General features: G+C 64.7%; 25 protein-coding genes and 1 pseudogene. 11 read left to right on the top strand and 15 right to left on the bottom strand.

Annotation, left to right across the window (positions count from 1 at the left end; all coding sequences use genetic code 11):
* Positions 1-2 precede the first annotated feature (2 nt).
* From AKN83_RS30100 to purC, 3 genes are read right to left on the bottom strand one after another with little or no spacing between them, the layout of a single operon-like run.
* The gene (locus AKN83_RS30100; RefSeq protein WP_244522158.1) at positions 3-578 is read right to left on the bottom strand and encodes a hypothetical protein; all 576 of its coding nucleotides are present in this window, start codon (positions 576-578) and stop codon (positions 3-5) included.
* A gap of 13 nt (positions 579-591) precedes the next feature.
* Positions 592-834, bottom strand: coding sequence for a phosphoribosylformylglycinamidine synthase subunit PurS (gene purS, locus AKN83_RS30095; protein ID WP_050402015.1), 243 nt, complete (start codon positions 832-834; stop codon positions 592-594).
* 15 nt (positions 835-849) lie between these two features.
* The gene (purC, locus tag AKN83_RS30090; RefSeq protein WP_016843454.1) at positions 850-1,617 is read right to left on the bottom strand and encodes a phosphoribosylaminoimidazolesuccinocarboxamide synthase; all 768 of its coding nucleotides are present in this window, start codon (positions 1,615-1,617) and stop codon (positions 850-852) included.
* Between the two features lie 347 nt (positions 1,618-1,964).
* On the opposite strand from purC, the gene AKN83_RS30085 reads away from it, so the two are divergent.
* Positions 1,965-2,288: a DUF1476 domain-containing protein gene (locus AKN83_RS30085; RefSeq protein ID WP_050402016.1), complete on the top strand. Its 324-nt coding sequence runs from the start codon at positions 1,965-1,967 to the stop codon at positions 2,286-2,288.
* 47 nt (positions 2,289-2,335) lie between these two features.
* Here AKN83_RS30085 and AKN83_RS30080 read toward each other — a convergent pair whose 3' ends face one another.
* Positions 2,336-3,280: a LysR family transcriptional regulator gene (locus AKN83_RS30080; RefSeq protein ID WP_050402062.1), complete on the bottom strand. Its 945-nt coding sequence runs from the start codon at positions 3,278-3,280 to the stop codon at positions 2,336-2,338.
* 111 nt (positions 3,281-3,391) lie between these two features.
* Between AKN83_RS30080 and AKN83_RS30075 the strand changes: the two genes are divergently transcribed.
* Together AKN83_RS30075 and purB are read left to right on the top strand one after the other, a co-directional pair.
* Positions 3,392-4,219: an isocitrate lyase/PEP mutase family protein gene (locus AKN83_RS30075; protein WP_050402017.1), complete on the top strand. Its 828-nt coding sequence runs from the start codon at positions 3,392-3,394 to the stop codon at positions 4,217-4,219.
* 181 nt (positions 4,220-4,400) lie between these two features.
* Entirely contained in the window at positions 4,401-5,831 is a 1,431-nt protein-coding gene (gene purB, locus AKN83_RS30070) for an adenylosuccinate lyase (RefSeq protein ID WP_050402018.1), read from the top strand.
* A 61-nt stretch (positions 5,832-5,892) separates the two neighbouring features.
* Here the strand turns inward: purB and cynS are convergent, their stop codons facing one another.
* The 7 genes from cynS to AKN83_RS30035 all read right to left on the bottom strand — a co-directional run bounded on the left by cynS (position 5,893) and on the right by AKN83_RS30035 (position 12,362).
* On the bottom strand, positions 5,893-6,375 hold the full coding sequence (gene cynS, locus AKN83_RS30065; RefSeq protein ID WP_050402019.1) for a cyanase: 483 nt from the start codon (positions 6,373-6,375) through the stop codon (positions 5,893-5,895).
* Positions 6,376-6,393: 18 nt separating this feature from the next.
* Positions 6,394-7,305, bottom strand: coding sequence for an ABC transporter ATP-binding protein (locus tag AKN83_RS30060; protein WP_050402020.1), 912 nt, complete (start codon positions 7,303-7,305; stop codon positions 6,394-6,396).
* 2 nt (positions 7,306-7,307) lie between these two features.
* A complete protein-coding gene (gene ntrB, locus AKN83_RS30055) occupies positions 7,308-8,147 on the bottom strand; it encodes a nitrate ABC transporter permease (RefSeq protein ID WP_050402021.1) in 840 nt (279 codons plus the stop codon).
* A gap of 85 nt (positions 8,148-8,232) precedes the next feature.
* Entirely contained in the window at positions 8,233-9,624 is a 1,392-nt protein-coding gene (locus AKN83_RS30050; RefSeq protein ID WP_050402022.1) for a CmpA/NrtA family ABC transporter substrate-binding protein, read from the bottom strand.
* Positions 9,625-9,730: 106 nt separating this feature from the next.
* Positions 9,731-10,609, bottom strand: coding sequence for a sulfurtransferase (locus tag AKN83_RS30045; RefSeq protein WP_050402023.1), 879 nt, complete (start codon positions 10,607-10,609; stop codon positions 9,731-9,733).
* 46 nt (positions 10,610-10,655) lie between these two features.
* A complete protein-coding gene (locus AKN83_RS30040; protein WP_050402024.1) occupies positions 10,656-11,783 on the bottom strand; it encodes an acyl-CoA dehydrogenase family protein in 1,128 nt (375 codons plus the stop codon).
* Between the two features lie 36 nt (positions 11,784-11,819).
* On the bottom strand, positions 11,820-12,362 hold the full coding sequence (locus AKN83_RS30035; RefSeq protein ID WP_050402025.1) for an OsmC family protein: 543 nt from the start codon (positions 12,360-12,362) through the stop codon (positions 11,820-11,822).
* A gap of 267 nt (positions 12,363-12,629) precedes the next feature.
* On the opposite strand from AKN83_RS30035, the gene AKN83_RS30030 reads away from it, so the two are divergent.
* Entirely contained in the window at positions 12,630-13,289 is a 660-nt protein-coding gene (locus AKN83_RS30030; protein ID WP_050402063.1) for a TetR/AcrR family transcriptional regulator, read from the top strand.
* Positions 13,290-13,305: 16 nt separating this feature from the next.
* On the opposite strand, the gene AKN83_RS30025 is transcribed toward AKN83_RS30030, so the two are convergent.
* Positions 13,306-14,124: an AAC(3) family N-acetyltransferase gene (locus AKN83_RS30025; protein ID WP_050402026.1), complete on the bottom strand. Its 819-nt coding sequence runs from the start codon at positions 14,122-14,124 to the stop codon at positions 13,306-13,308.
* A 375-nt stretch (positions 14,125-14,499) separates the two neighbouring features.
* On the opposite strand from AKN83_RS30025, the pseudogene AKN83_RS30020 reads away from it, so the two are divergent.
* Positions 14,500-15,717 (top strand): annotated as a pseudogene (locus tag AKN83_RS30020) (diguanylate cyclase).
* A gap of 18 nt (positions 15,718-15,735) precedes the next feature.
* On the opposite strand, the gene AKN83_RS30015 reads toward AKN83_RS30020, so the two are convergent.
* On the bottom strand, positions 15,736-16,464 hold the full coding sequence (locus tag AKN83_RS30015; RefSeq protein WP_050402064.1) for an SDR family oxidoreductase: 729 nt from the start codon (positions 16,462-16,464) through the stop codon (positions 15,736-15,738).
* Between the two features lie 102 nt (positions 16,465-16,566).
* Complete coding sequence (locus AKN83_RS30010) at positions 16,567-17,457, bottom strand: LysR family transcriptional regulator (protein ID WP_050402027.1); 891 nt, start codon at positions 17,455-17,457, stop codon at positions 16,567-16,569.
* A 144-nt stretch (positions 17,458-17,601) separates the two neighbouring features.
* Between AKN83_RS30010 and AKN83_RS30005 the strand changes: the two genes are divergently transcribed.
* From AKN83_RS30005 to AKN83_RS29995, 3 genes are all read left to right on the top strand, one after another.
* Positions 17,602-18,063 carry a PACE efflux transporter gene (locus AKN83_RS30005; RefSeq protein WP_172803644.1) on the top strand — a complete coding sequence of 154 codons (462 nt, stop codon included), beginning with the start codon at positions 17,602-17,604 and terminating at the stop codon, positions 18,061-18,063.
* A gap of 229 nt (positions 18,064-18,292) precedes the next feature.
* Positions 18,293-19,516, top strand: coding sequence for an ABC transporter substrate-binding protein (locus AKN83_RS30000; protein ID WP_050402029.1), 1,224 nt, complete (start codon positions 18,293-18,295; stop codon positions 19,514-19,516).
* A gap of 34 nt (positions 19,517-19,550) precedes the next feature.
* Positions 19,551-20,321: an SDR family NAD(P)-dependent oxidoreductase gene (locus AKN83_RS29995; RefSeq protein WP_050402030.1), complete on the top strand. Its 771-nt coding sequence runs from the start codon at positions 19,551-19,553 to the stop codon at positions 20,319-20,321.
* Positions 20,322-20,502: 181 nt separating this feature from the next.
* Here the strand turns inward: AKN83_RS29995 and AKN83_RS29990 are convergent, their stop codons facing one another.
* Entirely contained in the window at positions 20,503-21,702 is a 1,200-nt protein-coding gene (locus AKN83_RS29990) for a TrmJ/YjtD family RNA methyltransferase (protein ID WP_050402031.1), read from the bottom strand.
* Between the two features lie 302 nt (positions 21,703-22,004).
* Here AKN83_RS29990 and AKN83_RS29985 point away from each other — a divergent pair, with 302 nt between their 5' ends.
* The 3 genes from AKN83_RS29985 (at position 22,005) to AKN83_RS29975 (ending at position 25,610) form a co-directional block, all read left to right on the top strand.
* Entirely contained in the window at positions 22,005-23,732 is a 1,728-nt protein-coding gene (locus AKN83_RS29985; RefSeq protein ID WP_050402033.1) for an alpha/beta hydrolase family protein, read from the top strand.
* Positions 23,733-23,858: 126 nt separating this feature from the next.
* Entirely contained in the window at positions 23,859-25,073 is a 1,215-nt protein-coding gene (locus AKN83_RS29980; protein ID WP_050402034.1) for an NADP-dependent isocitrate dehydrogenase, read from the top strand.
* A 36-nt stretch (positions 25,074-25,109) separates the two neighbouring features.
* Positions 25,110-25,610, top strand: coding sequence for a DUF3455 domain-containing protein (locus tag AKN83_RS29975; RefSeq protein ID WP_050402035.1), 501 nt, complete (start codon positions 25,110-25,112; stop codon positions 25,608-25,610).
* The last annotated feature ends 74 nt before the right edge of the window (positions 25,611-25,684 follow it).

Here is a 25,684-nt window from a genome sequence, read left to right as displayed (position 1 = left end):
CATCACCTGGATTTGGGCGCCAGCACGAGCTTGGCTGCGGCGGCAAACTTTGCGTAATTATCGTTGCTGGCCTTTTCGTCACGCGCCGAGCTGATCAGGCTGGCGGAGCCTTGTCCGCCGAGCAACAAGCCGCTGACCTGATACTCGCTTGCGCCGTCGGCGGTCACGGTCAGGCGCCGCGCCTTGAACATCCGTGGCCCCGCCGAGCCCTTGTCGCCGTCGACGCCGAGCAGCGTGATGCGCTGCCCCGGCGTCCGCTGCTCCAGCGCCTTGATGATCTGCTCCTGCCCTGCACGGAACTGGTCGAGCGTCATCTGCTTTCCGCCGGTGTAATACCGGTAGCTCACCTTGGAGCCCGCGCCGCAGGACGCTTGGGCGCAGCGGAACATGTGCATATCGGAGCCGCGGCGCTCGTAGCTCCATCCGCTGACCGTGAACGGCGGCGCCGGCATCGTGGCGGATGGCGGTACCGATTGAGCCGAAGTCGCGCCGATTCCAGCCGCCGTCAGCAAGCCGGCCATCAGCGCCCGGACGAACACTCGGTCACTGCGAAAAGTGGCGGGAGCGGCTATCATCATTTGGCGCGCCCGGTCAGCCCAGAACCTCGACCCGATAATTCTCGATCACGGTGTTCGCCAGCAGCTTGTCCGCGGCGGCCTTCAGCGCGGCCTCCGCCTTGGCCTTGTCGGTCGCAGCGAGCTCGATGTCGAACACCTTGCCCTGGCGAACGCTGGCGATGCCGTCGACGCCGAGCGATTTCAGCGCGCCCTCGATCGCCTTGCCCTGCGGATCGAGGATGCCCGACTTCAATGTCACAGTCACACGTGCTTTCACGGTCGCCCCTTGAGCTTAGCTCTTCACCAGCACCGGACCGCTGCCGGCCGGCCGCTCGTTTTCAATCAGAATGCCGAGCCGCTTCGCAACTTCGGTATAGGCCTCGAGCAGGCCACCCAGATCCCGGCGGAAACGGTCCTTGTCGAGCTTCTCGTTCGACTTGATGTCCCACAGACGGCAGGAATCCGGCGAGATCTCGTCGGCGACGATGATTCGCATCATCTCGTTCTCGAACAGCCGCCCGCACTCCATCTTGAAGTCGACGAGGCGGATGCCGATGCCGAGGAAGAGGCCGGTCAGGAAGTCGTTGACACGGATGGCGAGCGCCATGATGTCGTCGATCTCCTGCGGCGTGGCCCAGCCGAAGGCGGTGATGTGCTCTTCCGACACCATGGGGTCGTTGAGCTGGTCGTTCTTGTAGTAGAACTCGATGATCGAGCGCGGCAGCTGGGTGCCCTCCTCGATCCCGAGCCGCTGCGACAGCGAGCCGGCGGCGACGTTCCGCACCACCACCTCGAGCGGCACGATCTCGACCTCGCGAATCAGCTGCTCGCGCATGTTGAGGCGGCGGATGAAGTGGGTCGGCACCCCGATGTCGTTGAGGTGCTGAAACAGGTACTCCGAGATCCGGTTGTTGAGGACGCCCTTGCCCTCGATCACCTGGTGTTTCTTGGCGTTGAACGCGGTCGCGTCGTCCTTGAAGTGCTGGATCAGGGTTCCCGGCTCGGGGCCTTCGTAAAGCACCTTGGCCTTGCCTTCATAAATACGGCGTCGACGGCTCATTGGGATGTACCGTGTTTTGTTGAAATCCATGGATTTGGGTGCTCCGGATGACTTGGGGTTACGACCCACGACGGAGCTGCCGCGGAGGCCTGGAACCTGGGCAATCCAACTGGAAACAGAACAAGAACCATGCCTGTTGGCAACCTATCCGATTGGCCCATCCAGCACAATCGATAGTGCCCCCTTCAGGGCACTTATACCGCCCTATCAAAAAGGCCCGATTCCGCCTGTTCTGCCTGCGGCTTAACGGCTCGTTGTCTTGCCGATTCCTCCCACTTATCTAGGCAGGCATCGGGGCTGCCGCAACGAGCTGGAGCCCGCCATTCAGCAGGAATTGGAACTTCGGCATGAACGAATTCGACAAGCGCGAGGAAGGTTTCGAGAAGAAGTTCGCCCTCGACGAGGAGCAGAAGTTCAAGGCCGAAGCGCGCCGGAACAAGCTGCTCGGCCTGTGGGCCGCCGAGAAGCTCGGCATCGCCGGCGACGCCGCCAATGCCTACGCCAAGGAGGTGGTGGCCGCCGATTTCGAGGAAGCCGGCGACAATGACGTGCTGCACAAGGTGCTGAGGGACCTCACCGCCAAGGGCCAGGCCACCACCGAGCGCGACGTTCGCGCCAAGATGGACGAACTGCTGGCGGTGGCGGCAGCGCAGGTGAAGGCGGGGACGTAAGCCGGGAACCTGAGCTCTCGCGCCCCCTGAGCTCCAATTCGACATTCTTACGCGCGCCGGACACCGTTCCGGCGCGACGTGTTTGGGAACCTCGTTTTGGTGAAGTCAGCCCGGATGATGTCGAGCAGACGGCGCGACGCGGCGCTGAGAAAGCCGCCATGCCGCGTCACCGCGACGACCTCATGGCTGGCGGTGAGATTGCCGACGCGGATCGTCGCGATCGAGCCGGCGCGCAGCTCCTCCGCCGCATTGCTTTGTGAAAGCAGCGCGATCCCGAGTCCGGCCTCGACCAGCCGCTTCTGCGCCGTGAGGCTGTCGACCGGCGTCCAGGCGACCTCGCCGAGCCCGTGCGTCAGGAACAGCGCGAACACGTGCGAAGCAGTTATCTCGCGCCGTCCAGGCACCTCGGGAAATGCGATCCAGCGCTCGTCCCTGAGATCGGCGAGTTTGCCGACCCGGCATCCCGCCAGCGGATGGTCCGGCGCGCAGACCACCCCAAGCGGCTCGGCGAACAGCACCTCGCAATCGAGTTCGCCCGAGCGGTCGCGGTCGTAGCGCAACCCGATGGTCGCTTCGCCGCGCCGGATCAGATCGCTGACCTCGGCACTGGTCGCGGTGCGCAGCGTCAGCGCGACATCCGGATGCCGGCGCGCAAAACGCTTCAGCACCTTCGAGAGCCGCTCGCCCGCAAGGGTGCCGGTCACAGCCAACGCCACGGGACCGGAATTGTCACGCAGCAGCGCGCGCACCGCATTCTCGGCATCCTGCGCCGCCGCCACCGCGCGTTCGGCATAGGGCACCATCACCCGCCCCGCATCGCTCAATCTGGTCTTGCCTGCGATGCGCTCGAACAACGGCACGCCGAGTTCCTGCTCGAGCAGCGCGATGCGCCGCGAGATCGCCGGCTGCGAGCGGTGCAGCGCCTTCGCGGCATTCGAGATTCCGCCGCGGCGATGCACCACCAGGAACGTATTGAGCGCGTCACTGTCCATCTTCGCCTCATGCAAAAAGCTGATGATATCGAAAGAAATAACAAATTTGGCTGATAGCCGAAACCGCCCTATCGCTGAGCCAGTCGCATTTTTCAATCATCAGGAGTTCACATGCGCACCCAGGCAGACAAGGCAGCACGGTTTCGCGAACTGCATCAGCGTCCCGGCGCCTTCATCATCCCGAATCCCTGGGATGCCGGCACGGCAAAGCTGCTCGCGGCGATGGGTTTCGAGGCGCTCGCGACCACCAGCCTCGGGCTCGCCAACACGCTCGGCAGCGCAACCGTCAGCGTCGATGCCATCATCGAGAACTGCCGGGTGATCGCCGAGGCCACCGACCTGCCCGTCAACGCCGATCTGGAAAATTGTGGCGCGGACGATCCGAAGACCGCGGCAAAGGCGATCACCCGCGCCGCCGAGGCCGGCGTCGTCGGCGGCTCGATCGAGGATTCGACCGGCAACCCGCAGCATCCGATCTACGACTTCTCGCTCGCGGTCGAGCGGGTTCAGGCCGCCGTCGAAGCGGCGCGGGCGCTGTCGTTCCCGTTCACGCTGACCGCGCGCGCGGAGAACTTCCTGCACGGCCGCAAGGATCTCGACGACACCATCAAGCGGCTGCAGGCGTTCGAGGCCGCCGGCGCCGACGTGCTGTATTCTCCGGGCTTGTACGACATCGGCACCATCAGGACCGTGGTGTCGGCCGTGAAGCGGCCATTCAATCTCGTGATGGGCTTTGCCGATCCGACCTTGACCGTCGAGCAATTGTCCGCCGCCGGCGTCAAGCGCATCAGCGTCGGCGGCGCGATGGAGCGGCACGCGCTAGCCGCGTTCCTGCGCTGTGCCCGCGAGATGAAGGACCAGGGCGCGTTCAGCTTCGTGCGCGACATGGCGCCGGTGAAGGAGGTGCGCGAGGCATTTGCTGCGGCGAAAGGCGAGTAGGACGTCCTGTCCCGCACCCGGGAATGCCGGCGCCGCCCCGGGATTGCCTGAGGCGGCGTATCCACTGATCTGGTATGGTGGCGCCAACACCGCAAGTCCGGCCAAGGTGCTACCAGACCTGACGATTCATGACAGGTCGCGACTTGCAGCCAGCCTCAGGCAATGCCAAGAGAGCGGGATCATGTCCCAGGATCACATTTCCAACGTTCTCGCTGAACGTTACGCCTCACCCGCCATGCGCGCCATCTGGAGTGGCGAGGGCAAGGTTCGCCTCGAACGCGACTACTGGATCGCCGTGCTGAGGGGCCAGCGCGATCTCGGCATTCCAGTTCCGGACGGCGTGATCGAAAGCTACGAGCGCGTCAAGGACCAGATCAACCTGGCCTCCATCATGCAGCGCGAGCGCGTCACCCGCCACGACGTCAAGGCGCGCATCGAGGAGTTCTGCGATCTGGCCGGCCATGAGCACCTGCACAAGGGCATGACCAGCCGCGACCTCACCGAGAACGTCGAACAATTGCAGGTCTACCGCGCGTTGCAGCTGGTCGAGACCAAGAGCATCGCGGCGCTGATTCGGTTTGCGAAGCGCGCGCAGCAGTTGCGCGACATCCCGTTCACCGCGCGCACCCACAACGTCGCCGCGCAGGTCACGACGCTCGGCAAGCGCATCGCCATGTCAGGCGAAGAGATGCTGCTGGCGCATCAGAGCCTCGTCCATGTGCTGCAGACCTACCCCGCCCGCGGCCTGAAGGGCGCCGTCGGCACCCGCCTCGACCAGATCACACTGTTCAATGGGGACGCCGGCAAGGCGCGCGCGCTCGAGCAGCGCATCCTCGTTCACCTCGGCCTGCCCAAAGCGCTCGATGCCGTGGGCCAGGTCTATCCGCGCAGCCTCGATTTCCGTGCGGTCAGCGTCCTCACCGAGCTCGCCAGCGGTCCCGGCAACTTCGCCAAGACCATCCGCCTGATGGCGGGCCATGAGCTTGCCAGCGAAGGCTTTGCCAAGGGCCAGGTCGGCTCGTCGGCGATGCCGCACAAGATGAACAGCCGCTCCTGCGAGCGCATCAACGGCCTGCATGTGATCCTGAAGGGCTATCTCGCGATGGCCGCGGGGCTCGCCGGCGATCAGTGGAACGAGGGCGACGTGTCCTGCTCCGTGGTCCGCCGCGTCATGCTGCCCGACGCCTTCCTCGCAATGGATGGCCTGCTCGAGACCTTGCTCACCGTGCTCGACCAGATGGAGGTGTTCGAAGCCGTCGTCGCCACCGAGCTCAACCGCTATCTGCCCTTCCTGCTGACCACCACGGTCATGATGGAAGCGGTGAAGAAGGGCGCCGGCCGCGAAGGCGCGCATGAGGCGATCAAGGAGCACGCCGTCGCGGCCATCGGCGACCTGCGCACCGGCAAGATCGTGCAGAACGATCTGCTGCAGCGTCTCGCCGCCGACAAGCGTCTTGGCCTCAGCGAAGCCGAATTGCAGCTCGTGCTCGCGCAGGGTCGCGCCAACTCGGGCGACGCTGGCGCCCAGGTCGATCACTTCGCCGAGCAGGTCGAGGCGCTGGCCCGGGCCAAGCCGGAAGCGGCGAGCTACGCGCCGGGCACGATCCTGTGACGTCATTCGCCATTCGCGAGTAGCGATTCGATTCGCTACTCGCCATTCGCGCCCCCTCCCCTCACTCTTCCTTGAAGCCGTATTCCGGCACGTTGCCGCTGGCGCCGTAATATTTGTACGGCAGGAACTTGCCCGACATCGTGATCTTGACGCGGTCGCCTTTTGGATTCGGCAGGCGCTCCATCACCATGTCGAAGTCGATCGCCGACATGATGCCGTCGCCATATTCTTCCTCGATCAGCGCCTTCCAGGCCGGACCGTTGACCATCACGAGTTCGTAGAACCGGTAGATCAGGGGATCGGTCGGCGGCATCGGCATGCCGCGCATCGGCGTTTCGTTCAGCATCGCGATTTCCGACTTCGACAGCCCGAACAGCTCGCCGGCATTGGCCGCCTGCGGCTTTGTCAACTTCATTTGGCCGAGGATCGCGCCGACGATCAGGACCTCTGAGTAGCCGCCGATCCTCTCGCAGATGTGCTTCCAGCTCCAGCCCTTCTCGCGCTTGATGTCGAGCAGCTTTTCGGTGAGGTCTTCGCGTTTCATGAGGCTTCCTCCTTGGGCTCAGCGCGCAACGCTCTGCGCGGGATTGGGTTCGACGACGCGCGGCGGCGAGACGATCGTGGGCTCGCCGACGCCGGGCCGCACCGTTGGCACGTGGCGCGGATCGTGACCGGTCACCTCGGCGGCAAAGCTCTTGCTGCGGCTGACCAGGAAATCGACGATATGGTTGCGCAGCGCATAGTAATAGGGATGGCGGTGCAGGTCGATGCGGCCGCGCTCCTTCGGCAGCGGGTTCTCGACGATCTCGGCCAGCACAGCACCGGGGCCGTTGGTCATCAGGAAGATCTTGTCGGCGAGGAAGATAGCCTCGTCGACGTCATGGGTGATCATGAAGGTGGTCTGCCCGGTCTCCAGGCAGATCCGCCGTACCTCGTCCTGCAAGGTGCCGCGGGTCAGCGCGTCCAGCGCCGAGAACGGCTCGTCCATCAGCATGATCTTCGGGGTGATCGACAGCGCGCGCGCAATGCCGACGCGCTGCTTCATGCCGCCCGACAGCTCCGACGGGTGCTTGTGCTCGGAGCCGGTCAGCCCGACGAGATCGATGAATCTCTGCGCGTGGGCCCTGACCCGGGCGCGATCCCATTTGCGCCATTTCGAGCTCACGGCATAAGCGACGTTGCCGAGCACCGTGCGCCACGGCAGCAGCGCATGGCTCTGGAAGATCACGGCGCGGTCGAGGCTGGTACCTTCGATGCCCTGCCCGTCGACGATGACGGTTCCTTCGCTCGGCTCGTCGAGCCCGGCGAGGATGTTCAGCACCGTGGTCTTGCCGCAGCCGGAATGCCCGATCACGCAGCCGAACTCGCCGCGCGCCATCGACAGCCAGAAGTTCTCGAACACCGTGGTGGTACCGCCGCCCGCGCCGGGATAACGGCGCGCGATGCCCTCGATGGAAATGAACCTGTCAGTCATCGCTACTCCGGAAACGTCACCATGCGCGTGAAGCGCGCCAGCACCTGGTCGAGTAGCATGCCGACGAGGCCGATCAGAAGGATCGCGATGATCACATTGGTGATCGACAGGTTGTTCCACTCGTTCCAGACGAAATAGCCGATGCCGGTGCCGCCAACGAGCATCTCGGCGGCGACGATCACGAGCCAGGCGATCCCGATCGAGATCCGCATGCCCGTGAGGATCGTCGGCGCCGCCGCCGGCAGGATCACGGTGAAGGCGCGCCTGACGGTGCCGACCTCGAGCGTGCGCGCGACGTTGATCCACTCCTTGCGCACGCCGGCGACACCGAAGGCGGTGTTGAGCAGCATCGGCCACACCGAGCAGATGAAGATGACGAAAATCGCCGATATCGAGGAGTCCTTGATGGTGTAGAGCGCCAGCGGCATCCAGGCCAGCGGCGAGATCGGCTTCAACACTTGGATGAACGGATCGAGCGCCCTACTGATCAAGGGCGACATGCCGATCATGAAGCCGAGCGGGATCGCGACGATGACGGCGATCAGATAGCCGAGCCCGACGCGCCCGATCGAATAGGCGAGCTGGATGCCGAGCCCCTTGTCGTTCGGCCCATTGTCGTAGAACGGCCGCTTCAGATGCTCCCAAAGCTTGGCGCCGACATCGAGCGGCCCGGGCATCGCGGACTTGCCTTGGGTTGCGGTCAGCCCCATCAGTTTTGCATATTCGGGAGTCATATTGGCCGTCGCCCCCGTGCTGCGGGTCGCAAGATGCCAGGCGCCGAGAAAGGCAGCGAGCAGCGCGATGGAGACGATGGCGGCGCGGAGGCGGAGTGAGAGTGTCATGCGCGCTCCCTCAACCCGTCGTCCTGGCGCAGGCCGGGACCCATACGCCGTGCCGTATCGTCGAGCATGCGGGTAGCCACGCCCCTCACGACGACTTCCTGATCTTGAAGCTCGCCAGATAATCGTCGGGCTTGGCCGGATCGAAGTTCTTGCCCATCACCGAGAACGACTTGTACGAGGCGGCGGGCGGCGCAAGCCCCATCTCGGCCATCACCTTCTTGGTGTCGGTCGCGAGATAGACCTGTTCGGCGACCGCGTGATAGTCGACGTCGCCCTTGATCTGACCCCAGCGCTTCATCTGCGTCAGCATCCACACCGCAAAGGACTGCCAGGGGAACGGATCGAAGTCGACACGCTTCGGATCGGTCTTCACGCCGCCGAGGCCGTCGGCATAGGTGCCGGTCAAAACCTGCTCCAGCACCGTCACCGGCGCGTTGATGTAGTTGGCCGGCGCGATCGCTTCCGCGATCTGCTTGCGGTTCTCGGCCTTCGATGCATAGCCGGTGGCATCGACGATCGCCCGCGTCAGCGCCGCGAACGAGTTCGGCGCCGTCGTGATGAACTCGCGGCTGGCGGCAAAGCTGCAGCAGGGATGGCCGTCCCAGATCTCCTTGGACAGGATGTGCAGGAAACCGACGCCGTCATAGATCGCGCGCTGGCAGATGTTGTCGGGCGCGAGGAAGCCGTCGATGTTGTCGGCGCGCAGATTGGCGACCATCTCCGGCGGCGGCACCGAGCGGAGCTGCACGTCGGTATCCGGATCGAGGCCGTGCTCGGCGAGATAGTAGCGTAGCAGGTAATTGTGCATGGAGTAGTCGAACGGAATGGCGAACTTCATGCCCTTCCAGTCCTTTGGATCGCGCTTGTCCTTGTGCTTGATGGCAAGCGTGATGCCCTGCCCGTTGATGTTCTCGATCGCGGGCACCGTGAACGGAATGGCGTTGGCACCAAGCCCGAGCGAGATCGCGATCGGCATCGGTGCCAGCATGTGGGCTGCGTCATATTCCTTGTTGATGGTCTTGTCGCGAATGACCGCCCAGCCGGCGGTCTTCACCACCTCGACGTTGAGGCCCTGCTTGGCATAGAAGCCGAGTGGCGCGGCCATAATGATCGGGGTCGCGCAGGTGATCGGGATGAAGCCGACCTTGAGATCCTTCTTCTCCGGTGTTCCGGCGTCGGCGAACGCCTCCGTCGCCGTCTTCAGCGGGAAGAACTCCGACAGCGCGGCGAGCGCGGTCGCGGCACCGACCGATTTCAGGAAGGCGCGGCGCGCAATGTCTTGCGGAAACACCGCCCGCATCACCGCCGACGCGACGATGCCTTCGTACCGCTTCTCCTCGCTAACGCCGGCCACCGGTTCACAGCGCCACGTACGTGCGGACTGATCGTGCTCGGCCGTCGAGCGATGCTGGCCGCAGGCGCAGCCGGACCGCGTGAGCGCGCGATCGGCATCGAAGGGATCGTCAAAGGTGGACATGCTGCGCCCCATTGTCGCACCGAAACGGGGAGAGCTCCGCGATCCGGTTCATTGATCGGCGTCCGGCCGCGCTTTGCGCCGCCGGACGCCGACAAACATGCAGGTTCTATGCCGCCTTGCCCGTGACGACGGCCGCGGTCGGCAAGCCCTCATCGATCGGCAGCGAGGGGTCGCGCGACCATTCGTTCCAGGAGCCGAAGTACATCCGCACGTCCTTCACGCCGGCGTTCTTCAGCGCCAGGAAGGTGTTCGAGGCGCGCGCCCCCTTGAAGCAGTACAGATAGACCGGCGTGGTCTGCGAGATGCCGACGGTCGCACACTCCGCCAGGATTTCGTCCTTCGACTTGAAGCGTGGGCCCTCGGCGGTCGGCTTCATCATCCGGTACCATTCGAGCCACACCGCGCCGGGGATGCGGCCCTTGCGTGGGCAGAAATCCTTCCCATAAGGAGACGAGCTTTCGCCGATCCATTCGTCGACGTCGCGCACGTCGAGGATCGCGACGCCAGGCTTGCCGACCGCCGCCAGCATCGCCTTGGCGTCGATCATGATGTCGCCGGCCTCCGGCACGATCGCAAAGGAGGCCTTCGGCGGCACCGCAACGTCGGTGGTCACGGGAAGGTCGGCCGCCTTCCAGGCATCGAAGCCGCCATGCAGCACCTTCACCTTGGGATAGCCGAGCATCGTCAGCAAATAGTAGCCGCGGCAGGACTGGCCGAAGCCGGAATTCATCGATTGCTCGTAGATCACGGCGGTCTCCTTGCCGGATAGACCGGCGGCGCCGAAGGCATCGGCGAACTTGGTCTTCAGTTCGTGGATGCCCTCCGGCGTCGAGGTCGCCAGGAACGTGAAGATGTCATGCACATTGACGGCACCGGGCAAATGGCCGCCCGCATAGGCATCCGGATTCCGCGTGTCGATGATGACACACGGCTCTTTCTTGACGAGCTCGGCAAGTTCGCCGGCGGTGATCAGAACGTCCGTCATGGCTCTCTCCTGTTCGTGGTTGCAGTCGTGGTGGTCCCGAACTCCTTCAGCCGTCAGCCAGCATCTTGCGCAGCTGCTTGGTGGCGGGCGTGACGATGGCGACGAAATAGGCTTCGCGCAGCCTGCGCTGGGCGCGGTGGCTCATCAGGTAGCCGCGCGCACCGCAATGGAGCATCGCCGCATGCGCGAACGCGACGCTGGCATCGCCGATCCGCAGGCGCAGCGCGACGACACGTCGCCAGTAGCTGTCGTCGGTGTTGTAGGGATCGCTGGCCAGCGTCATCGCCTCCTTCTCGAACTCGGCAAGAAGCTCGCGGAACTGCAGCGGCTGCTGCGGCAGATAGCGGTTGACGTGACCGAGCGGCGCGTGGACCTCGTCCATGATGTTGATGCAATCCCTCATCAGGCCGAGGCCCATGCCGGCCTGCAGCAGGATGAACCCGGCGCGGATCTTCCTGACGAACGGTGCAGCCGGTTCCGCCAGGATCAACTCGTCAGGCACGAACACGTCGCGGAACTGGACGCCGTAAGTGCCGGTGCCGTCCATCGCCAGGAACGGCTTGCACGGCGTCAGCGTGATCGCGGGATCGGCGCAGTCAGCGAGGAACATGACCGTGCCGCCCGGCTCGCCTTTGTTGCCCTCGTCCTCGCGCTCGAAGATCGTGCCGAAGTAGTGGTCGGGGCCGAGATTGGACACCCAAGGCAGCGCGCCGCGGACGATGTAGCCGCCATCGACCTTGCGGCCCTTCAGCTTCAGCCGCTCGATGCCGAAGAAGCTCTTCATCGGGTTGGAGAGCCCGGTGCCGCCGAGCGCACGCCCGCTGGAGAAGCAGTTGCCGAAGCGCGCGGCGAGCTTCACATTGGTGGAATTGGCGACGTACCAGACCAGCGTGTTCTGGCACCACGCCATGAAGGCGGTGGCGCCGCAGACCTCGCCGAGCGCGGCCATCGACTGGATCGCCCAGCGGAGGTCGGCAGGCCCCTCCTGCGGCACGTGGCTGCTCCACGCACCGACCTTGCCGAGCCGGCGCAGGAATTCGCCGGGATAGACCGAGCCGGCATCGATCGCGGATGCGAGCGGTGCCAGCTCCTGACGGGCGAGACGCGCGACCTCGTCGGTGATGGTCGGTGCGGGATCTTGAGCTGCGACCCGCGATAAAGCCAGTGAACCCATGGTTGGTCTCCGCACCTTGAATTGCCGATCGAGCGTTTACGCGCTGACCTCGAGATTGACGGGACGGGTGAAGGTGTTGGCGACCGGCGACCACTTCTTCACATGCGCCACCAGCGCGTCGATCTCGTCCTGCGCGACGCCCTCGCATTCCATGTCGACCTTGACGCGGACATCGGTGAAGCCGACCGGCTTCTCGCTGACGTCGCCGGTGCCCCACACTGCGGTGATGTTGAGATCGCCCTCGAGCTCGAGCTCGAGCTTGTTGACGATCCAGCCGCGATGCACCGCGTTGGCGTGCAGGCCGACCGCAAGGCAGGAGCCGAGCGCGGCGAGCGAGGCCTCCGACGGATTGGGCGCGGTGTCGTCGCCGAGCAAGCCCGGCGGCTCGTCGACGATGTAGGGCGCGAGGTTTCGGATGTAGTTGGCGTGACGGAACTTGCCCTCGGCCACCGTTCTGCACTTCAAGGTCTTGATCACCTTCGGGTTGGCCTTGCCGTTGGCAATCAGCTGCTCGAGCCCGCCTCTGTCGATCGGCGCGAGGCAGCCGGTCAGTGCGGTTTTTTGAGCGACAGCGGTCATCAGTTTTCTCCCTGGGAGCGATGGATTTGGTCAGGATACCGAACGGTCTGTTTCCTGCACGAAGCGTGCCAGTCCTCCGCCAGATCAAAAGGTGAAATCGCGCAGCCGGTTAGCCCTGCCTGCCTACGGATTGATCAGGGCGCGGCTGCTCAAACGCGGTGCATCTGCCGCGCTGCCGCGATTACTTTGAGCGCAGGACGGCGCACATGCCCGCCCCCGTGAAGATGCGACTTGATGATTTCACCGCGCTCCGATTTACTGCCGCGCATGGCCAAAACGATTGCGAAGAAAAAACCTGCCGCCGCGTTCGCCGCCGGCGACGACGAGTCCGCACGCGGGCGCCTCTTGAGTGCGGCGACGCATCTGTTCTGCAAGAACGGCATCAACGCCACCGGCATCGATGCGATCATCGACGAGGCCGGCACCGCCAAAACCACGCTCTACAAATTGTTCGGCTCGAAGACCAACCTCGTGCATGCCGTGCTGGAGAGCGAAGGCCGGCAATGGCGCGAATGGTTCATCGGCGCAATCGAGGCCGGCGGCGGCGATCCGCAGACCAAGCTGGCGCGGATCTTCCCTGCCCTGAAGAGCTGGTTTGCTGAGGAGCGCTTCTACGGCTGTCCCTTCATCAACGCGGTCGCCGAGCACGACAAGGACGCCAAGCAGTTCCGCAACATCGCACTGAAGCACAAGAAGGTGGTGCTGGCGCATATCGAGAAGCTCGCCAGCGAGATGGGCGCGGCTGAGCCGGCGGTGCTCGCGCATCAGCTCGCGCTGTTGATCGACGGCGCCATCGTCGCCGCCATGGTGTCATGCGATCCGACCGTTGCCGATACCGCGGGTCTTGCCGCAAGCAATCTGTTCGCGCCGGCCAGGCTGAAGAAGGCGAAGCGCGCGGGCCGCGCGGACGAACTCATGGCAGTCTAGGCGCCGCGCGCCCGTTTCATCTGAACGGAAATGGCTGCGCGGCCATGATCCCGGCGGCCGCGTCGACGATGCGCGGCAACGACATCAGATGGCAGGTGGCGGCGCCGACGCTGCCGCTCCGAACCAGCCCCTGCCGGAGCAATTGCGCGCCGATCTCCGGAAAGCCGTCCGGATATGCCGCAGCAACGTCGAACCGAACCCAGCGGCGCTCGCCGTCGACGACCATGGGTGAGCCTTCCGCGATGCGCGGCAAGCCCGGCCACGCCCGTTGCTCGGCCAAGTGGAACGCGGTGCAGGCATCGAAGCCGGCGCCAAGCAGCAGGATCCGCGCGGACGATCGGTAGAGATATCCGAGCGGCCCCTCGTCACCGAACGGCGCACCAAGCGGCTGCTGCGCGGTGATCTTCTCCGCCTCGGGACCCAGTGCGGCAAACGAGCAGGTCGGATGCTGGCTCCGTTGTGCGCTTGGCCAGGTCCGGAACAGCTCGGCGACGGCGCCCATGTCGCGGGTCGGCGTCGTGCGCGGGTCGAAGGCAGGCAAATTCGCGCGGATCGTCTCGATCCATTCTTGCGGGACAGCCGGGGCGCGCCAATTGGCGGGGTCGCTGAGTTGCGATGATTGCGCGGGCATCACCAGCGTGCCGCCGTCGGTGACCGCGCCGAGCAACGCACGCACCACGGCTTCCGAGCCGCCGGCCACCCAACCAAGCCTGCTCATAGCGCAATGGACCAGAAGCGTCTCGCCCGGCTGCACGCCGAGGCGACGCAGATCACGGATGAGGCTGTCCCGGGTGCGCGGCTCGCTGCTTGCAGCGACGAGGTTATGTTCTGTCATCTGAATCGTATCGGCGTCGTGCCAGCCATCAACCGGTAGAACTGGCCGCCGAACGCCGCGACGCCAGGCGCATTGCAGATTGCCGGCACCCGTTCCGGAGTGCCCGACAGGCGAGATGTCGCGCCTGCCCGGTCAACTCATAGGATCACCGCGATATCACCGCAACACGCGACCGCTGCCGGTCGAAAATTAACCGCTGGCCGAACGGATCGGCGCGGCCAACGGCCGCATCGCAGCCTCCGGCATCGGTATTCAGCGGCGCGATCGCCCGCCGGATTTACCTGTCGTCAATCACACCGCGCGATCCGCCGCGGCCTTAAACGCCTGTTAGGTCCGGCCGGGTCAGTTGCGACGTGAAAGTACGAGGCAAGAACAATGCAGTCCGAAACAGGACGATACAGCCAGCCGCGCTGGGGCGTGACGCGCTGGCTCGCCGATGCGGGTCCGGGCGTGCCGGATGACATCCGCGCGGCGCTGATCGGGGATCTCTATGGCTCGCTGCCGGTGTTCGCGGCCGGCGCGGTCAATACGGTCGCAGTCGCAGCCGTGATTGCGATCCGCGAGCCGACCGCGCCGTTCATCGCCTGGGTCATCCTCGAACTCGTCATCTGCCTCTCGCGACTGGCGGTGCTCGTGGCTGCGCATCGCGCGGCACGCGAAGGGCGGCCGACGCCGACCGATCTCCACCTCGTCCTTGCGGTCGCCTGGAGCGCGAGCGTCGGCTTCGGCATGCTGATCAGCCTTGCAAGCGGCGATTGGGTGGTTGCGATGCTGGCCTCGCTGTCTGCGGCGGCAATGGTCGGCGGCATCTGCTTCCGCAACTTCAGCGCCCCGCGCCTTGCCGGAACCATGATCCTGCTCAGCCTCGGGCCGATCGTGCCCGGCGCGGCGCTGGGCGGCGAGCCGCTGCTGTTCATCGTATTCCTGCAGGTGCCGATGTATCTCGCGGCGATGACGGTCGCGGCCTTTCGCCTCAACAAGATGCTGATCGCGACCATGCGCGCCGAGCGCGAGAACGGCCACCTTGCCCATCACGACACCCTGACCGGCCTGCGCAATCGCGCCGGTTTCGTCGCCGCGCTGAACACGAAGCTGGCGGCTCCGGCCGGACATCGCAAGCCGTTCGCGCTGCTATTCCTCGACCTCGACGATTTCAAGCCGATCAACGACACCTATGGCCATGCGGCCGGCGACCAGGTGCTGATGCTGGCCGCCGAGCGGCTGCGGCGCGCGCTGCCCGAGACCGCGGTGATCGCACGGCTCGGCGGCGATGAATTCGTGGTGCTGGCGAACGGCGCCGGCGCCGAGCAGGCGCTCGGGATCGGCCAGCGCATCATCCAGGCTGTCACGTTGCCCTAGCGGCTGGCCGACGGCACCTTCGCAAAGGTCGGCGTCAGCGTTGGTGTCGCCGTATCGCCCGAGCACGGCACTGAGGCCGAGGAGCTCCTAGCCGTTGCCGATGCCGCGCTGTACGAGGCGAAATCCGACGGCAAGGCACAGTGCCGCCTCGCCTCCGTCGCCACCAACGTTGCGGCCCTGCGCCGGCTGACGAAAAAAGACTCCACGCCGGCGTTCGATCGCGGCGCCGCCTGAGGCGGCAGGAACGCTCCGCTACAGATCGAAATTCGTCGGCAGCATCACGACATCGCGAATCGTCATGCCGCGCGGCCGGGTCAGCATGAACATCACGACCTCGGCGACCTCGCTCGCCTCCAGCAGGCTGCCCGCCGCCTTGGCCTCCGCGAGCTTCTCCGCCGGCCAGTCCGCGAGTAGTGCGCTGATCACCGGCCCGGGCGAGACCGAGCCGACGCGAATGCCGTGCCTGAACACCTGGCGCCGCACCGTCTGCACGAAGCAGTTGATCGCCCATTTCGACGAGGCATAGACCGGCTCCCACGGCGTCGGGAAATGCGCGGCGAGCGAGCTCGTCACGATGATGTCGCCGGTCCCGCGCGCGATCATGTGCGGCAGCACGTCATGCACATTCTTCATCACGACGTTGACGTTGAGGTTCAGCATCCGGTCGATCGCGCTGCTATCGGCGTCGACGAGATCGCCGCCGACGTAGATTCCCGCATTGGCGTGCAGGATGTCGAGCTGGCCGGCTTGTTCGAGGATCTTTGGCAGAAGCGTCGCGCAGGCCTTCGGATCAAGCAGGTCGATGACCAGCGGGATCACCGCATCGCCGTGCCTGCCGGCAATCGCTTGCAGCGCGGCCGCGTCACGGTCGACCATCACCACGTGCGCACCGGCGGCCAGCATCGCCTCGCTGCTTGCAAGTCCGATGCCCGACGCCGCCCCGGTCACGGCTGCGACCTTGCCTTCCAACTGCTTCGCCATCGTCTCCACCCTGTCCAGTCAGTGCAACGCGCATGGCAACACATCGCCGTCGAGCTGTCAGCTCCCATGGGGCGAGCGACGTTGTCCGACGCGCCCGTCCCGTCACATCCGGAGCATCGGCGGTCGCGTGGCGAAGCGGCGGCGCAGCCATTTCGCCGCCGGCCCCGCCGGCCGCTGCTTGTGCCAGACCACTTCGAGCGCAACGGGATGCGCGCCCTCGTCGAACTCCAGTTCGGGAATGGCGAGGTCCTCGGCCACCGGCGAACTCGCCATGATGTGCGCCGGGATCAGCGCCCAGCCGACGCCCTGCTTGAGGATCTGCAGGATCACCCAGTGGCTCTCGACCCACCACACCTCGGCTGCGACACGCAGCCGGTGCCGCTCGGTGCCTTCGTTACGCACCGTGACCATGATCTGGCGATGCCGCTTCAGCTCCTCCCAATCCACTCTTCCATGCGCCAGCGGATGGTTCTTGCCGCAGACGAGCTGCAGCGGCACCCAGCCGATGGTCTTGAAGCCGAGCTCGGGCGGCAGCTGCTCCTGCCGCCACATCACGCCGACATCGGCCTTGCCGTCGAGTACGAGGCGGCTGACGTCCTCCATGATCGGAAACAGCAGTTCCAGCTCGACATGGGGAAAACGCCCGGCGAATTCCGCGAACAGCTCCCCGACCGCGCTCTCCGGATAGAGTTCGTCGATCGCCACCACCAGGCGCTTCTCGACATGCGCCTCGAAACTGCTGGCAACACCGATCAGATGCTCGCGGCGATCGAGGATCAATTTCGCTTCCGGCAATAGCCGGGCGCCCGCTTCGGTCAGCACCGGATTACGACCGGCCCGGTCGAACAGTGCAATCCCGAGGTCCGTCTCCAGATTGGCGACGTGGGTGCTGACAGCCGATTGCGCCTTCTTCAGCAGCCGCGCCGCACCGGAGAACGAGCCCTGCTCGGCCGCCGCCACGAAGGATTCGAGCTGGTCCATGGAGACGGCCATCTATCTCTTTTCCAGATATTACCTAACTTTCTTATCCCACAATATCAGATAGAAATCCGGTCACAACGACGAAAGCGTTTTCAAGCGAAGCGGATACCCGTTCGCGTGAAGAAAACGCGTCAAACAAGAATAAGGGGTTTCAAAATGTCCATGCGTTCCTTCTCCGACCGGATCAGGCACGCAGTCCTGTTCGAACTGATCGGTATCGCCATCTTCACGCCGGCAGCCGCGTGGCTGTTCAATCAGCCGGTCGCCCATATGGGCGTCATCGGCGTCGTCTCCGCGACGGTGGCGACGATCTGGAACTTGCTGTTCAACCTCGGCTTCGACCACGCGCTGGTCCGCGTCACCGGCCGTGTCGCCAAGACGGTGCCGATCCGTGTCGCACACGCGATGCTGTTCGAGGCCGGCCTGATCGTGCTGCTGATCCCGTTCGTCGCCTGGTATCTCGGCGTCTCGCTGTGGGCCGCGCTGATGATGGATATCTCGATCGTCGCGTTCTATCTGGTCTACGCGTTCGTCTTCAACATCGCGTACGATCGCGTGTTTCCGCTGCGCGAGCTCCGCACGCGCGATGGCGCGGCGAGCCGGGCCCTGGCGGCTTGATCAATCTTGGCGTCCGGCGCGGCGGATCATTCGATCTGCCGCGCCGGACCCTGACACCGCGCGAATATTTCCGGCAATAGCGACTGCACACAAGTTCCGCCGCACATCACTCCTAGACTGGTTTGATCCGGCTCGGAGGCTGTGAAATGCTTTGAGCCGACATGCCCGTCAGAGGCTGCCAAACGGCCAATAATGCCAAACGGCCAACAACAAGAAACGGAGGATGACAATGCCAAGGAACCGTTCACCCCAGCTCACTCGTCGTGATCTCATCAAGGGCACCGCCGCGTCGGCGACGCTGCTGCTCGGCACGCCTGCCATCGCCAAAGGCAAGACCGAGATCGTGATCGGCAACATCGACGCCTATTCGGGACCGGCCGCGGTCTATTCGTCGATCGGCCGCACGCCCGGCGGCTATTTCAAGATGATCAACGAGCAAGGCGGCATCAACGGCCGCATAATCAAATACATCACCTATGACGACGGCTACAGCCCGGCCAAAACGGTGGAACAGGCGCGCAAGCTGGTTGAAGGCGACGAGATCGACGTGCTGTTCGCGCCGCTCGGTGCGCCGACCAATGCCGCGATCATGAAATACATGAACCAGAAGAAGGTCCCGCACCTCTTCATCGCCTCGGGCGCCACCAAGTTCGGCGACTACAAGAATTTCCCCTACACCATGGGCTTCCAGCCCTGCTACCAGATCGAAGGGCGAGCCTTCGCGCAGCACGTCCTGTCGACACAGACCGATCCCAAGATCGGCATCGTCTACCAGAACGACGATTTCGGACGCGACGTGCTGAAGGGTTTCAAGGACGGCCTCGGCGCCAAGACGTCCGCGATCGTGGCCGAGCTGTCCTACGAGACGGCGGATCCAACCATCGACAGCCAGGTGGTCCGCTGCAAATCCGCCGGCGCCAACGTGTTCATGAGCATGACCACGCCGAAATTCGCGGCGCAAGGCATCAAGAAGATCGCCGAGCTCGGCTGGCAGCCGGCGCACTACATCGGCAACAACGCCTCCTCCGCCGGCTCGACGCTGAAGGCAGCCGGCTTCGGCGAGTCCAAGGGCATCATCTCGAGTGCCTATTTGAAGGATCCCGTCGACGCGGCCTGGGACAACGATCCCGCGATCCAGAAATGGCGCGCATTCCTCGACAAATACGATCCGGCGGCCGCCAGGAACGACATCTACGCGGTCACCGGCTATCTCACCAGCCAGATCCTGGTTCAGGTGCTCAAGCAGTGCGGCGACGACGTCTCGTCGGAAAACATCATCAAGCAGGCGGCGAACCTCAGGGATGTCGAATCCGACATGCTGCTGCCGGGCATCAAGATCAACACCTCGCCGACCGACTACTATCCGCTCGAGCAATTGCAGCTGACGCGCTTCAGCGGCGAACGCTACGAGCCGCTGGGACCCGTCATCGACGGCGGCATCTCGAAGGCTTGATCGCAATCGAAGCAAAGCGCGGGAGGAGTTTGTCATGACAGGTATTCTGGACGGCAAGGCGGCATTGGTGACAGGCGGTGGCTCCGGCATCGGCCGGGCAACGGCGATTGCCATGGCGCGCGAAGGCGCGCGCGTCGCGGTGTCCGACCTGTCGAGGGACGGAATCGATGAGACGGTCGCGCTCATCAACGCCGCAGGCGGCCAGTCGATCGCGATCCAAGGTGACGTCACCGACGAGACCGATGTCGCCAACATGGTGGCACGCACGGTATCTGCGTTCGGGCGGATCGATTCCGCGTTCAACAATGCGGGCGTTGCCGGGCGCTCCGTCGGACCGCCCGGCCAGCGCATCCATGAACTCACCCAGGCTTCGGTGGCGAAGATGCTCTCGGTCAATCTGATGGGCGTGTTCCTGTGCCTCAAATACGAGGTCGCACAGATGCTGAAGCAGGGCGGCGGCGGCGCGATCGTCAACACCGCCTCGATCGCCGGGCTGGTCGGACTAGCGACATCAGCCCACTATGTCGCGACCAAGCATGGTGTCGTCGGGCTGACCAAGTCTGCGGCGATCGAATATGCCCAGGACGGCATCCGCGTGAATTGCGTCAATCCCGGATACATCAAGACGCCGATGACCAAGGAGACGATGGACGAGCGTTACGACGAGATCATCGCCAAGGTGCCCGCACGCCGCCTTGGGGTCCCAGAGGAAATCGCGGAGGCGGTGGTCTGGATGTGCTCGGACAAGGCATCCTTCATGACGGGCGCATCGCAGGTGGTCGACGGCGGCTACAGCGCGGCCTGATTAACGAAGAGGGCCGTCGGGCAAATCGACGTCAAGTCCGAGTCGCATGTCGCGAGAGTGCGGCGTGTGACTCAAAGCTCGCGCTACGATGAGGGTGTCGTCCTGGCGAAAGCCGGGAAGACGTTTGGAGAGGTCGCGATCAATCTCGACGCCATCAGGCGATCAGCATAACGGCGAAAGCTCACCGCCCCTGCCGCAAACTCCCCTCCAGCCGCGCCAGTTCGACGTCGAGGTCGCGCTCGACATCGGCTACCTGCATGTCGATCACCCGATAGTCGCGCGCCTCGAGCCAGGCTCTGCGCTTGGCGCGGTCGATGCCGATGGCGTCGCTCTCGCCGGCATTGACCAGCTCGATCGCGAGCCGGTGCACGAAGGAGACGAAGTCGGGGATGTGGCGGCCGACCGGGGTCTGGCGCTTGAACTGGCCGGCGAAGCGGCGGTCCCGCGTCAGCGCCTGCCACAGGATCCGCTCGGCGTCGGTCGGATTGCGGCGGAGCAGCCGGGCGAGGCCGCGCACCGTGCTGGAGCTGTCGGCGGCGGCACCGCCCTGCCCCTGCTCGGCGAGCAGCGCCCGTAGCCGGGTTGCCTGGGCGCCGTCGAGCACGCCGCCCTTGGCCGGCCCCTTGCGCCCCTCGGCGATCGCCATCACGACTCCATGGAGCGTGTGCATGTCCTGCTTGGTCGGGTCCATCCGGGTGAAGATGTTGCGCAGGTTCACCAGCATGGTGTCGCGCTTCTCCGCCGGTCGCAGGAACTCGACCTTGTCGAGCTCGGCGACGAGGTTGTCGAAGAACGCCTGCATCTGGTGCTGGGAAGCCGGCTCGGACCGTTCGGGCATCGCGAACGGCAGCGCGCCCGCCGTCGAAAGCTTGAACCACTCATAGCCCATCAGCAGCACCGCCTGCGCCAGGTTGAGCGAGGCGAACCCCGGATTGACCGGGAAGGTGATGATGCGGTTGGCGAGCGCGACCTCCTCATTGGTCAGGCCGGAGCGCTCCCGTCCGAACAGGATGCCGGCCCCGCCGCCGGATGCGACATGGCGGACGATCTCGCCCGCCGCGCCTTCCGGCCCGACCACCGGCTTGGCCTGGTCGTGGGCACGTGCGGTGGTGGCAAACACCAGCGTGAGATCGGCGATCGCCTGCTCGACCGTGTCGAACAGCTCGACGGAACCAATGATGTGGTCGGCGCCGGCGGCGGCGCGCTGGGCGGCAAGGTTCGGCCAGCCGTCACGCGGATTGACGATCCGCATTCGGGTCAGCGCGAAGTTGCCCATCGCGCGCGCGGCCATGCCGATGTTCTCGCCAAGCTGCGGCTCGACCAGGATGACGACGGGACCGGCAAGGTCGTGCCCTGCCTTGGTCTTGTCGGTGCCGGACATCTCACTTCACTTTCTGATTCAACGTCTGGAGATTTTGAATCAGCTTCCGAAGCGGCTGATTCAAACTCTCATGCAGGACGGCGCAACCAGCTTTGCACCGGTTTTGCGCGCGACCATTTTCTCCAAGGAGATAACAGGGTTAGCCGCGTTTGCGAATCCTCAATCGGAGTCCCATTCGCACTGCGCGAGGGCTGCCGCTTGCGCGCGCTTGGCCTTCGGATAGGCTATCAACCACAACCAAAGCGAAGCTGTAAAGGCACGCTTGAGACGCCGGTTGAACGGCGAGACACCTTGGGGGGACAATGCGGGGCAGATGGACGCTGGCGATTGTGGGCGTGGTCTTGATCGTGGCGGGAGGCCTGCTCGCCTACCTCACGCAGACCGCGGGCGGCATCCGGATCGAGGATGTCAGGTTCAAGGGCGCCAAGGGCAACACCATGAGCGCCCTGCTCTACATCCCGCCGAACGCGACGCCGCAGATCCCGGCACCCGGCATCCTCGCCGTCCACGGCTATATCAATTCGCGCGAGACCCAGGACGGCTTCGCCATCGAGTTCGCGCGCCGCGGCTATGTGGTGCTGGCGCTCGACCAGACCGGCCACGGCTACAGCGACCCGCCCTCCTTCGCCAACGGCTTTGGCGGACCTGACGGGCTTGCCTATCTCCGCAGCCTGCCCTTCGTCGACAAGGAGAATATCGGGCTCGAGGGCCATTCGATGGGCGGCTGGACCGTGCTGGCAGCGGCCGCAGCCATGCCCAACGACTACAAGTCGATGGTCCTCGAAGGCTCCTCCACCGGCAAGCCATTCGCCGCCGAGGGTACCACGAGCTGGCCGCGCAACACCGCGCTGGTGTTCGCCCAGTACGAGGAGTTCTCCACGCTGATGTGGGGCGTCGACCTCGCCCGCGACGTCACCACGAGCCCAAAACTCTGGGCGCTGTTCGGCACGCAGGGCGCGGTCGAGCCGGGCAAGGTCTACGGCGATCCGGCCAATGGCACCGCGCGGGTGCTGTACACCCCGGCGATGACCCATCCGGCCGAGCACATCTCGCATGAGGCGATCGGCTACAGCCTCGACTGGTTCGCCAAGACATTGAAGGGCGGCACCCCGCGCCCGGCCAGCGACCAGATCTGGTTCCGCAAGGAGATCGGCACGCTCATCGCCCTCATCGGGTTCGTTGCGCTGGTGATCGGAACATTCGACGGGCTGCTGGAGGCATCGATGTTCTCCCGCCTGCGGCTGCCGGCGGTCGCCGACGGCACCATGCCGCCGCATCAGGCCGCGAGCGGGCGGCGCTGGACCACGGCATTCATCCTGTCCGCCTTCATCCCAGCGCTGACCTACTACCCCGCTTTTGCGCTGGGCGGCACCTTCGTCACCCCGAGCGCATTCCTGCCCCAGGGCATCACCAACCAGATCCTGGTCTGGGCCACCATCAACCTCTTGATCACGCTGGCCCTGATGCGGTTCGCTCCGAAGCGGGCCAGCCGGGCCGGCCTCGTCGGTCAATCCGTCGTGATCGCGCTGATCTCGGTTGCGGCGGGTTACGCCGCGCTCTGGCTCGCCGACCTCGCCTTCAAGATCGACTTCAGGTTCTGGATCGTCGCATTGAAGTTGATGAGCGCGAAGCAATTCCTCATCTTCCTGATCTATCTGATTCCGTTCACGGCGTTCTTCGTGGTGGCGCTGCACGTGCTGCACCGGAATTTCTCGACCATGGATGCGCCGCGCGGGGCGCTGTACCTCACCAACATCCTGGCGCTGACCTTCGGTTTCATCGTGTTGCTGGTGCTGCAATACGGCACGATGTGGCTGACCGGTAAGCTGTTCAACCCGCTCCCGGACCCCGGTTTCGTGCCGCTCTCGACCATCGTCGCGATCCAGTTCGTGCCGCTGCTCGCGATCGTCGCCGTGATTGCGACCTTCACCTGGCGGCGGACTGGATCGAGTCTGCCGGGGGCCCTGATCGCCGGCCCGTTCGTGACCTGGTATATCGTCGCGGGGACGGCCACTCAGGTCCCATTTTAGCTGAAAAGATGGGCTTAAAGTGCATAACCGGTCCGCTTCCGCCCGCGTCCAGGCGGTGCTATAGCGCAGGCGTATTTCACCATCCCGCGGTCAAAAGCGCGCTGTTCCCAAGAGGGCCTCTCCGTCATGGCAAAAATCAAGGTATCCAATCCCGTCGTCGAGCTCGATGGCGACGAGATGACCCGGATCATCTGGCAGTACATCAAGGACAAGCTGATCAACCCGTTCCTGGATGTCGAACTGCTGTATTTCGATCTCGGCATGGAATACCGCGATGCGACCAATGACCAGGTGACCATCGACGCCGCCAACGCGATCAAGAAGGTCGGCGTCGGCGTCAAATGCGCCACCATCACCCCGGACGAGGCCCGGGTGAAGGAGTTCGGCCTCAAGGAAATGTGGAAGTCGCCGAACGGCACCATCCGCAACATCCTCGGCGGCTGCATCTTCCGCGAGCCCATCATCTGCAAGAACGTGCCGCGCCTGGTTCCCGGCTGGACCAAGCCGATCATCATCGGCCGCCACGCCTTCGGCGACCAGTACCGCGCCACCGACATCAAGTTCCCCGGCAAGGGCGTGCTGACGCTGAAATTCGTCGGCGAGGACGGCACCGTCATCGAGAAGGAAGTGTTCAAGACGACCGGTCCGGGCGTTGCGATGGAAATGTACAATCTCGACGACTCCATCGTCGATTTCGCCCGTGCCTCGTTCAACTACGGCCTGATGCGCAACTACCCGGTCTATCTGTCGACCAAGAACACGATCCTGAAGGTCTATGACGGCCGCTTCAAGGACATCTTCCAGGAGGTGTTCGACCGCGAGTTCAAGAAGGAATTCGACGCCAAGGGCCTGACCTACGAGCACCGCCTGATCGACGACATGGTGGCCTCGGCGCTGAAGTGGTCCGGCGGCTATGTCTGGGCCTGTAAGAACTATGACGGCGACGTGCAGTCCGACACCGTGGCCCAGGGTTACGGCTCGCTCGGCCTGATGACCTCGGTGCTGCTCACCCCGGACGGCAAGACGGTCGAAGCCGAAGCCGCCCACGGCACGGTGACCCGCCACTACCGCGAGCACCAGAAGGGCAAGGAGACTTCGACCAACTCGATCGCGTCGATCTTCGCCTGGACGCGTGGCCTCGCCCACCGCGCCAAGCTCGACAACAATCCGGAGCTCGCCAAGTTCGCGACCACGCTGGAGAAGGTCTGCGTTTCGACCGTTGAAGAGGGCTACATGACCAAGGACCTCGCGCTCCTGGTCGGCGCCGACCAGCGCTGGCTCTCGACCACCGGATTCCTCGACAAGGTCGCCGACAATCTCGGGAAGGCGATGGCGGCCTGAGGCCGCCGTAGCCGGACAACAGGTGCGAGCGTGATCATGGCCCTTGTCAAAGCCGTTGCGCTCGCATCGTTCCTGCTCACCGGGTCGGCGGCACTCGCTGCCGATCCCCTGCCCGAGCCGATTGCGGCGCCCGACGAGACTGCGGTCCTCACCACCCATGCCGAGGGCGTCCAGGTCTACGAGTGCAAGCCGGTCACCGAGGGCAAGCTCGCCTGGTCGTTCCGCGAGCCGGTCGCCACCCTGATCGCCGATGGCCGCACGGTCGGCCGGCACTATGCGGGTCCGAACTGGGAACATGTCGATGGCAGCGCCGTGACCGCCCGCAATGCCGGCAGCGCGCCCGGCGCGACGCCAAACGACATTCCCTGGCTGAAGCTCGAGGTGATCTCCCATCGCGGCAAGGGCCTGCTGACCAGCGTCGCCACTGTGCAGCGGATCAACACCTCCGGCGGCGAGCTGAGCGGCGCCTGCGACAAGGCCGGCGCATTGAAGGGCGCAGCGTATTCGGCGGACTACGTGTTCCTGCGCCGCGACTAGGCGATGAGATTGGGTTGAATCGTCATCGCGCTTTAGCTTCTTGTTTGAGCGTGATCTTTTCGGAAAACCGCTTC

Origin of the sequence: Bradyrhizobium embrapense (assembly GCF_001189235.2) — a bacterium.
GTDB lineage: Bacteria > Pseudomonadota > Alphaproteobacteria > Rhizobiales > Xanthobacteraceae > Bradyrhizobium > Bradyrhizobium embrapense.
Note: the sequence above shows the minus strand (reverse complement) of the source record. Positions and strands in the feature narration are given on the sequence as shown.

Bases quoted from the DNA above. Each gene is read 5' to 3' on its own strand.
- AKN83_RS30080 (WP_050402062.1), bottom strand. From the start codon at position 3,280: ATGGACAGTGACGCGCTCAATACGTTCCTGGTGGTGCATCGCCGCGGC.
- AKN83_RS30060 (WP_050402020.1), bottom strand. From the start codon at position 7,305: ATGACTGACAGGTTCATTTCCATCGAGGGCATCGCGCGCCGTTATCCC.
- AKN83_RS30035 (WP_050402025.1), bottom strand. From the start codon at position 12,362: ATGACCGCTGTCGCTCAAAAAACCGCACTGACCGGCTGCCTCGCGCCG.
- AKN83_RS30015 (WP_050402064.1), bottom strand. From the start codon at position 16,464: ATGGCGAAGCAGTTGGAAGGCAAGGTCGCAGCCGTGACCGGGGCGGCG.
- AKN83_RS30040 (WP_050402024.1), bottom strand. From the start codon at position 11,783: ATGGGTTCACTGGCTTTATCGCGGGTCGCAGCTCAAGATCCCGCACCG.
- purB (WP_050402018.1), top strand. From the start codon at position 4,401: ATGTCCCAGGATCACATTTCCAACGTTCTCGCTGAACGTTACGCCTCA.
- cynS (WP_050402019.1), bottom strand. From the start codon at position 6,375: ATGAAACGCGAAGACCTCACCGAAAAGCTGCTCGACATCAAGCGCGAG.
- AKN83_RS30010 (WP_050402027.1), bottom strand. From the start codon at position 17,457: ATGGCCGTCTCCATGGACCAGCTCGAATCCTTCGTGGCGGCGGCCGAG.
- AKN83_RS29985 (WP_050402033.1), top strand. From the start codon at position 22,005: ATGCGGGGCAGATGGACGCTGGCGATTGTGGGCGTGGTCTTGATCGTG.
- purC (WP_016843454.1), bottom strand. From the start codon at position 1,617: ATGAGCCGTCGACGCCGTATTTATGAAGGCAAGGCCAAGGTGCTTTAC.
- AKN83_RS30085 (WP_050402016.1), top strand. From the start codon at position 1,965: ATGAACGAATTCGACAAGCGCGAGGAAGGTTTCGAGAAGAAGTTCGCC.
- AKN83_RS30075 (WP_050402017.1), top strand. From the start codon at position 3,392: ATGCGCACCCAGGCAGACAAGGCAGCACGGTTTCGCGAACTGCATCAG.
- AKN83_RS30100 (WP_244522158.1), bottom strand. From the start codon at position 578: ATGATGATAGCCGCTCCCGCCACTTTTCGCAGTGACCGAGTGTTCGTC.
- AKN83_RS29990 (WP_050402031.1), bottom strand. From the start codon at position 21,702: ATGTCCGGCACCGACAAGACCAAGGCAGGGCACGACCTTGCCGGTCCC.
- AKN83_RS30025 (WP_050402026.1), bottom strand. From the start codon at position 14,124: ATGACAGAACATAACCTCGTCGCTGCAAGCAGCGAGCCGCGCACCCGG.
- AKN83_RS30050 (WP_050402022.1), bottom strand. From the start codon at position 9,624: ATGTCCACCTTTGACGATCCCTTCGATGCCGATCGCGCGCTCACGCGG.
- ntrB (WP_050402021.1), bottom strand. From the start codon at position 8,147: ATGACACTCTCACTCCGCCTCCGCGCCGCCATCGTCTCCATCGCGCTG.
- AKN83_RS30030 (WP_050402063.1), top strand. From the start codon at position 12,630: ATGGCCAAAACGATTGCGAAGAAAAAACCTGCCGCCGCGTTCGCCGCC.
- AKN83_RS29980 (WP_050402034.1), top strand. From the start codon at position 23,859: ATGGCAAAAATCAAGGTATCCAATCCCGTCGTCGAGCTCGATGGCGAC.
- AKN83_RS29975 (WP_050402035.1), top strand. From the start codon at position 25,110: ATGGCCCTTGTCAAAGCCGTTGCGCTCGCATCGTTCCTGCTCACCGGG.
- AKN83_RS29995 (WP_050402030.1), top strand. From the start codon at position 19,551: ATGACAGGTATTCTGGACGGCAAGGCGGCATTGGTGACAGGCGGTGGC.
- AKN83_RS30000 (WP_050402029.1), top strand. From the start codon at position 18,293: ATGCCAAGGAACCGTTCACCCCAGCTCACTCGTCGTGATCTCATCAAG.
- AKN83_RS30005 (WP_172803644.1), top strand. From the start codon at position 17,602: ATGTCCATGCGTTCCTTCTCCGACCGGATCAGGCACGCAGTCCTGTTC.
- AKN83_RS30045 (WP_050402023.1), bottom strand. From the start codon at position 10,609: ATGACGGACGTTCTGATCACCGCCGGCGAACTTGCCGAGCTCGTCAAG.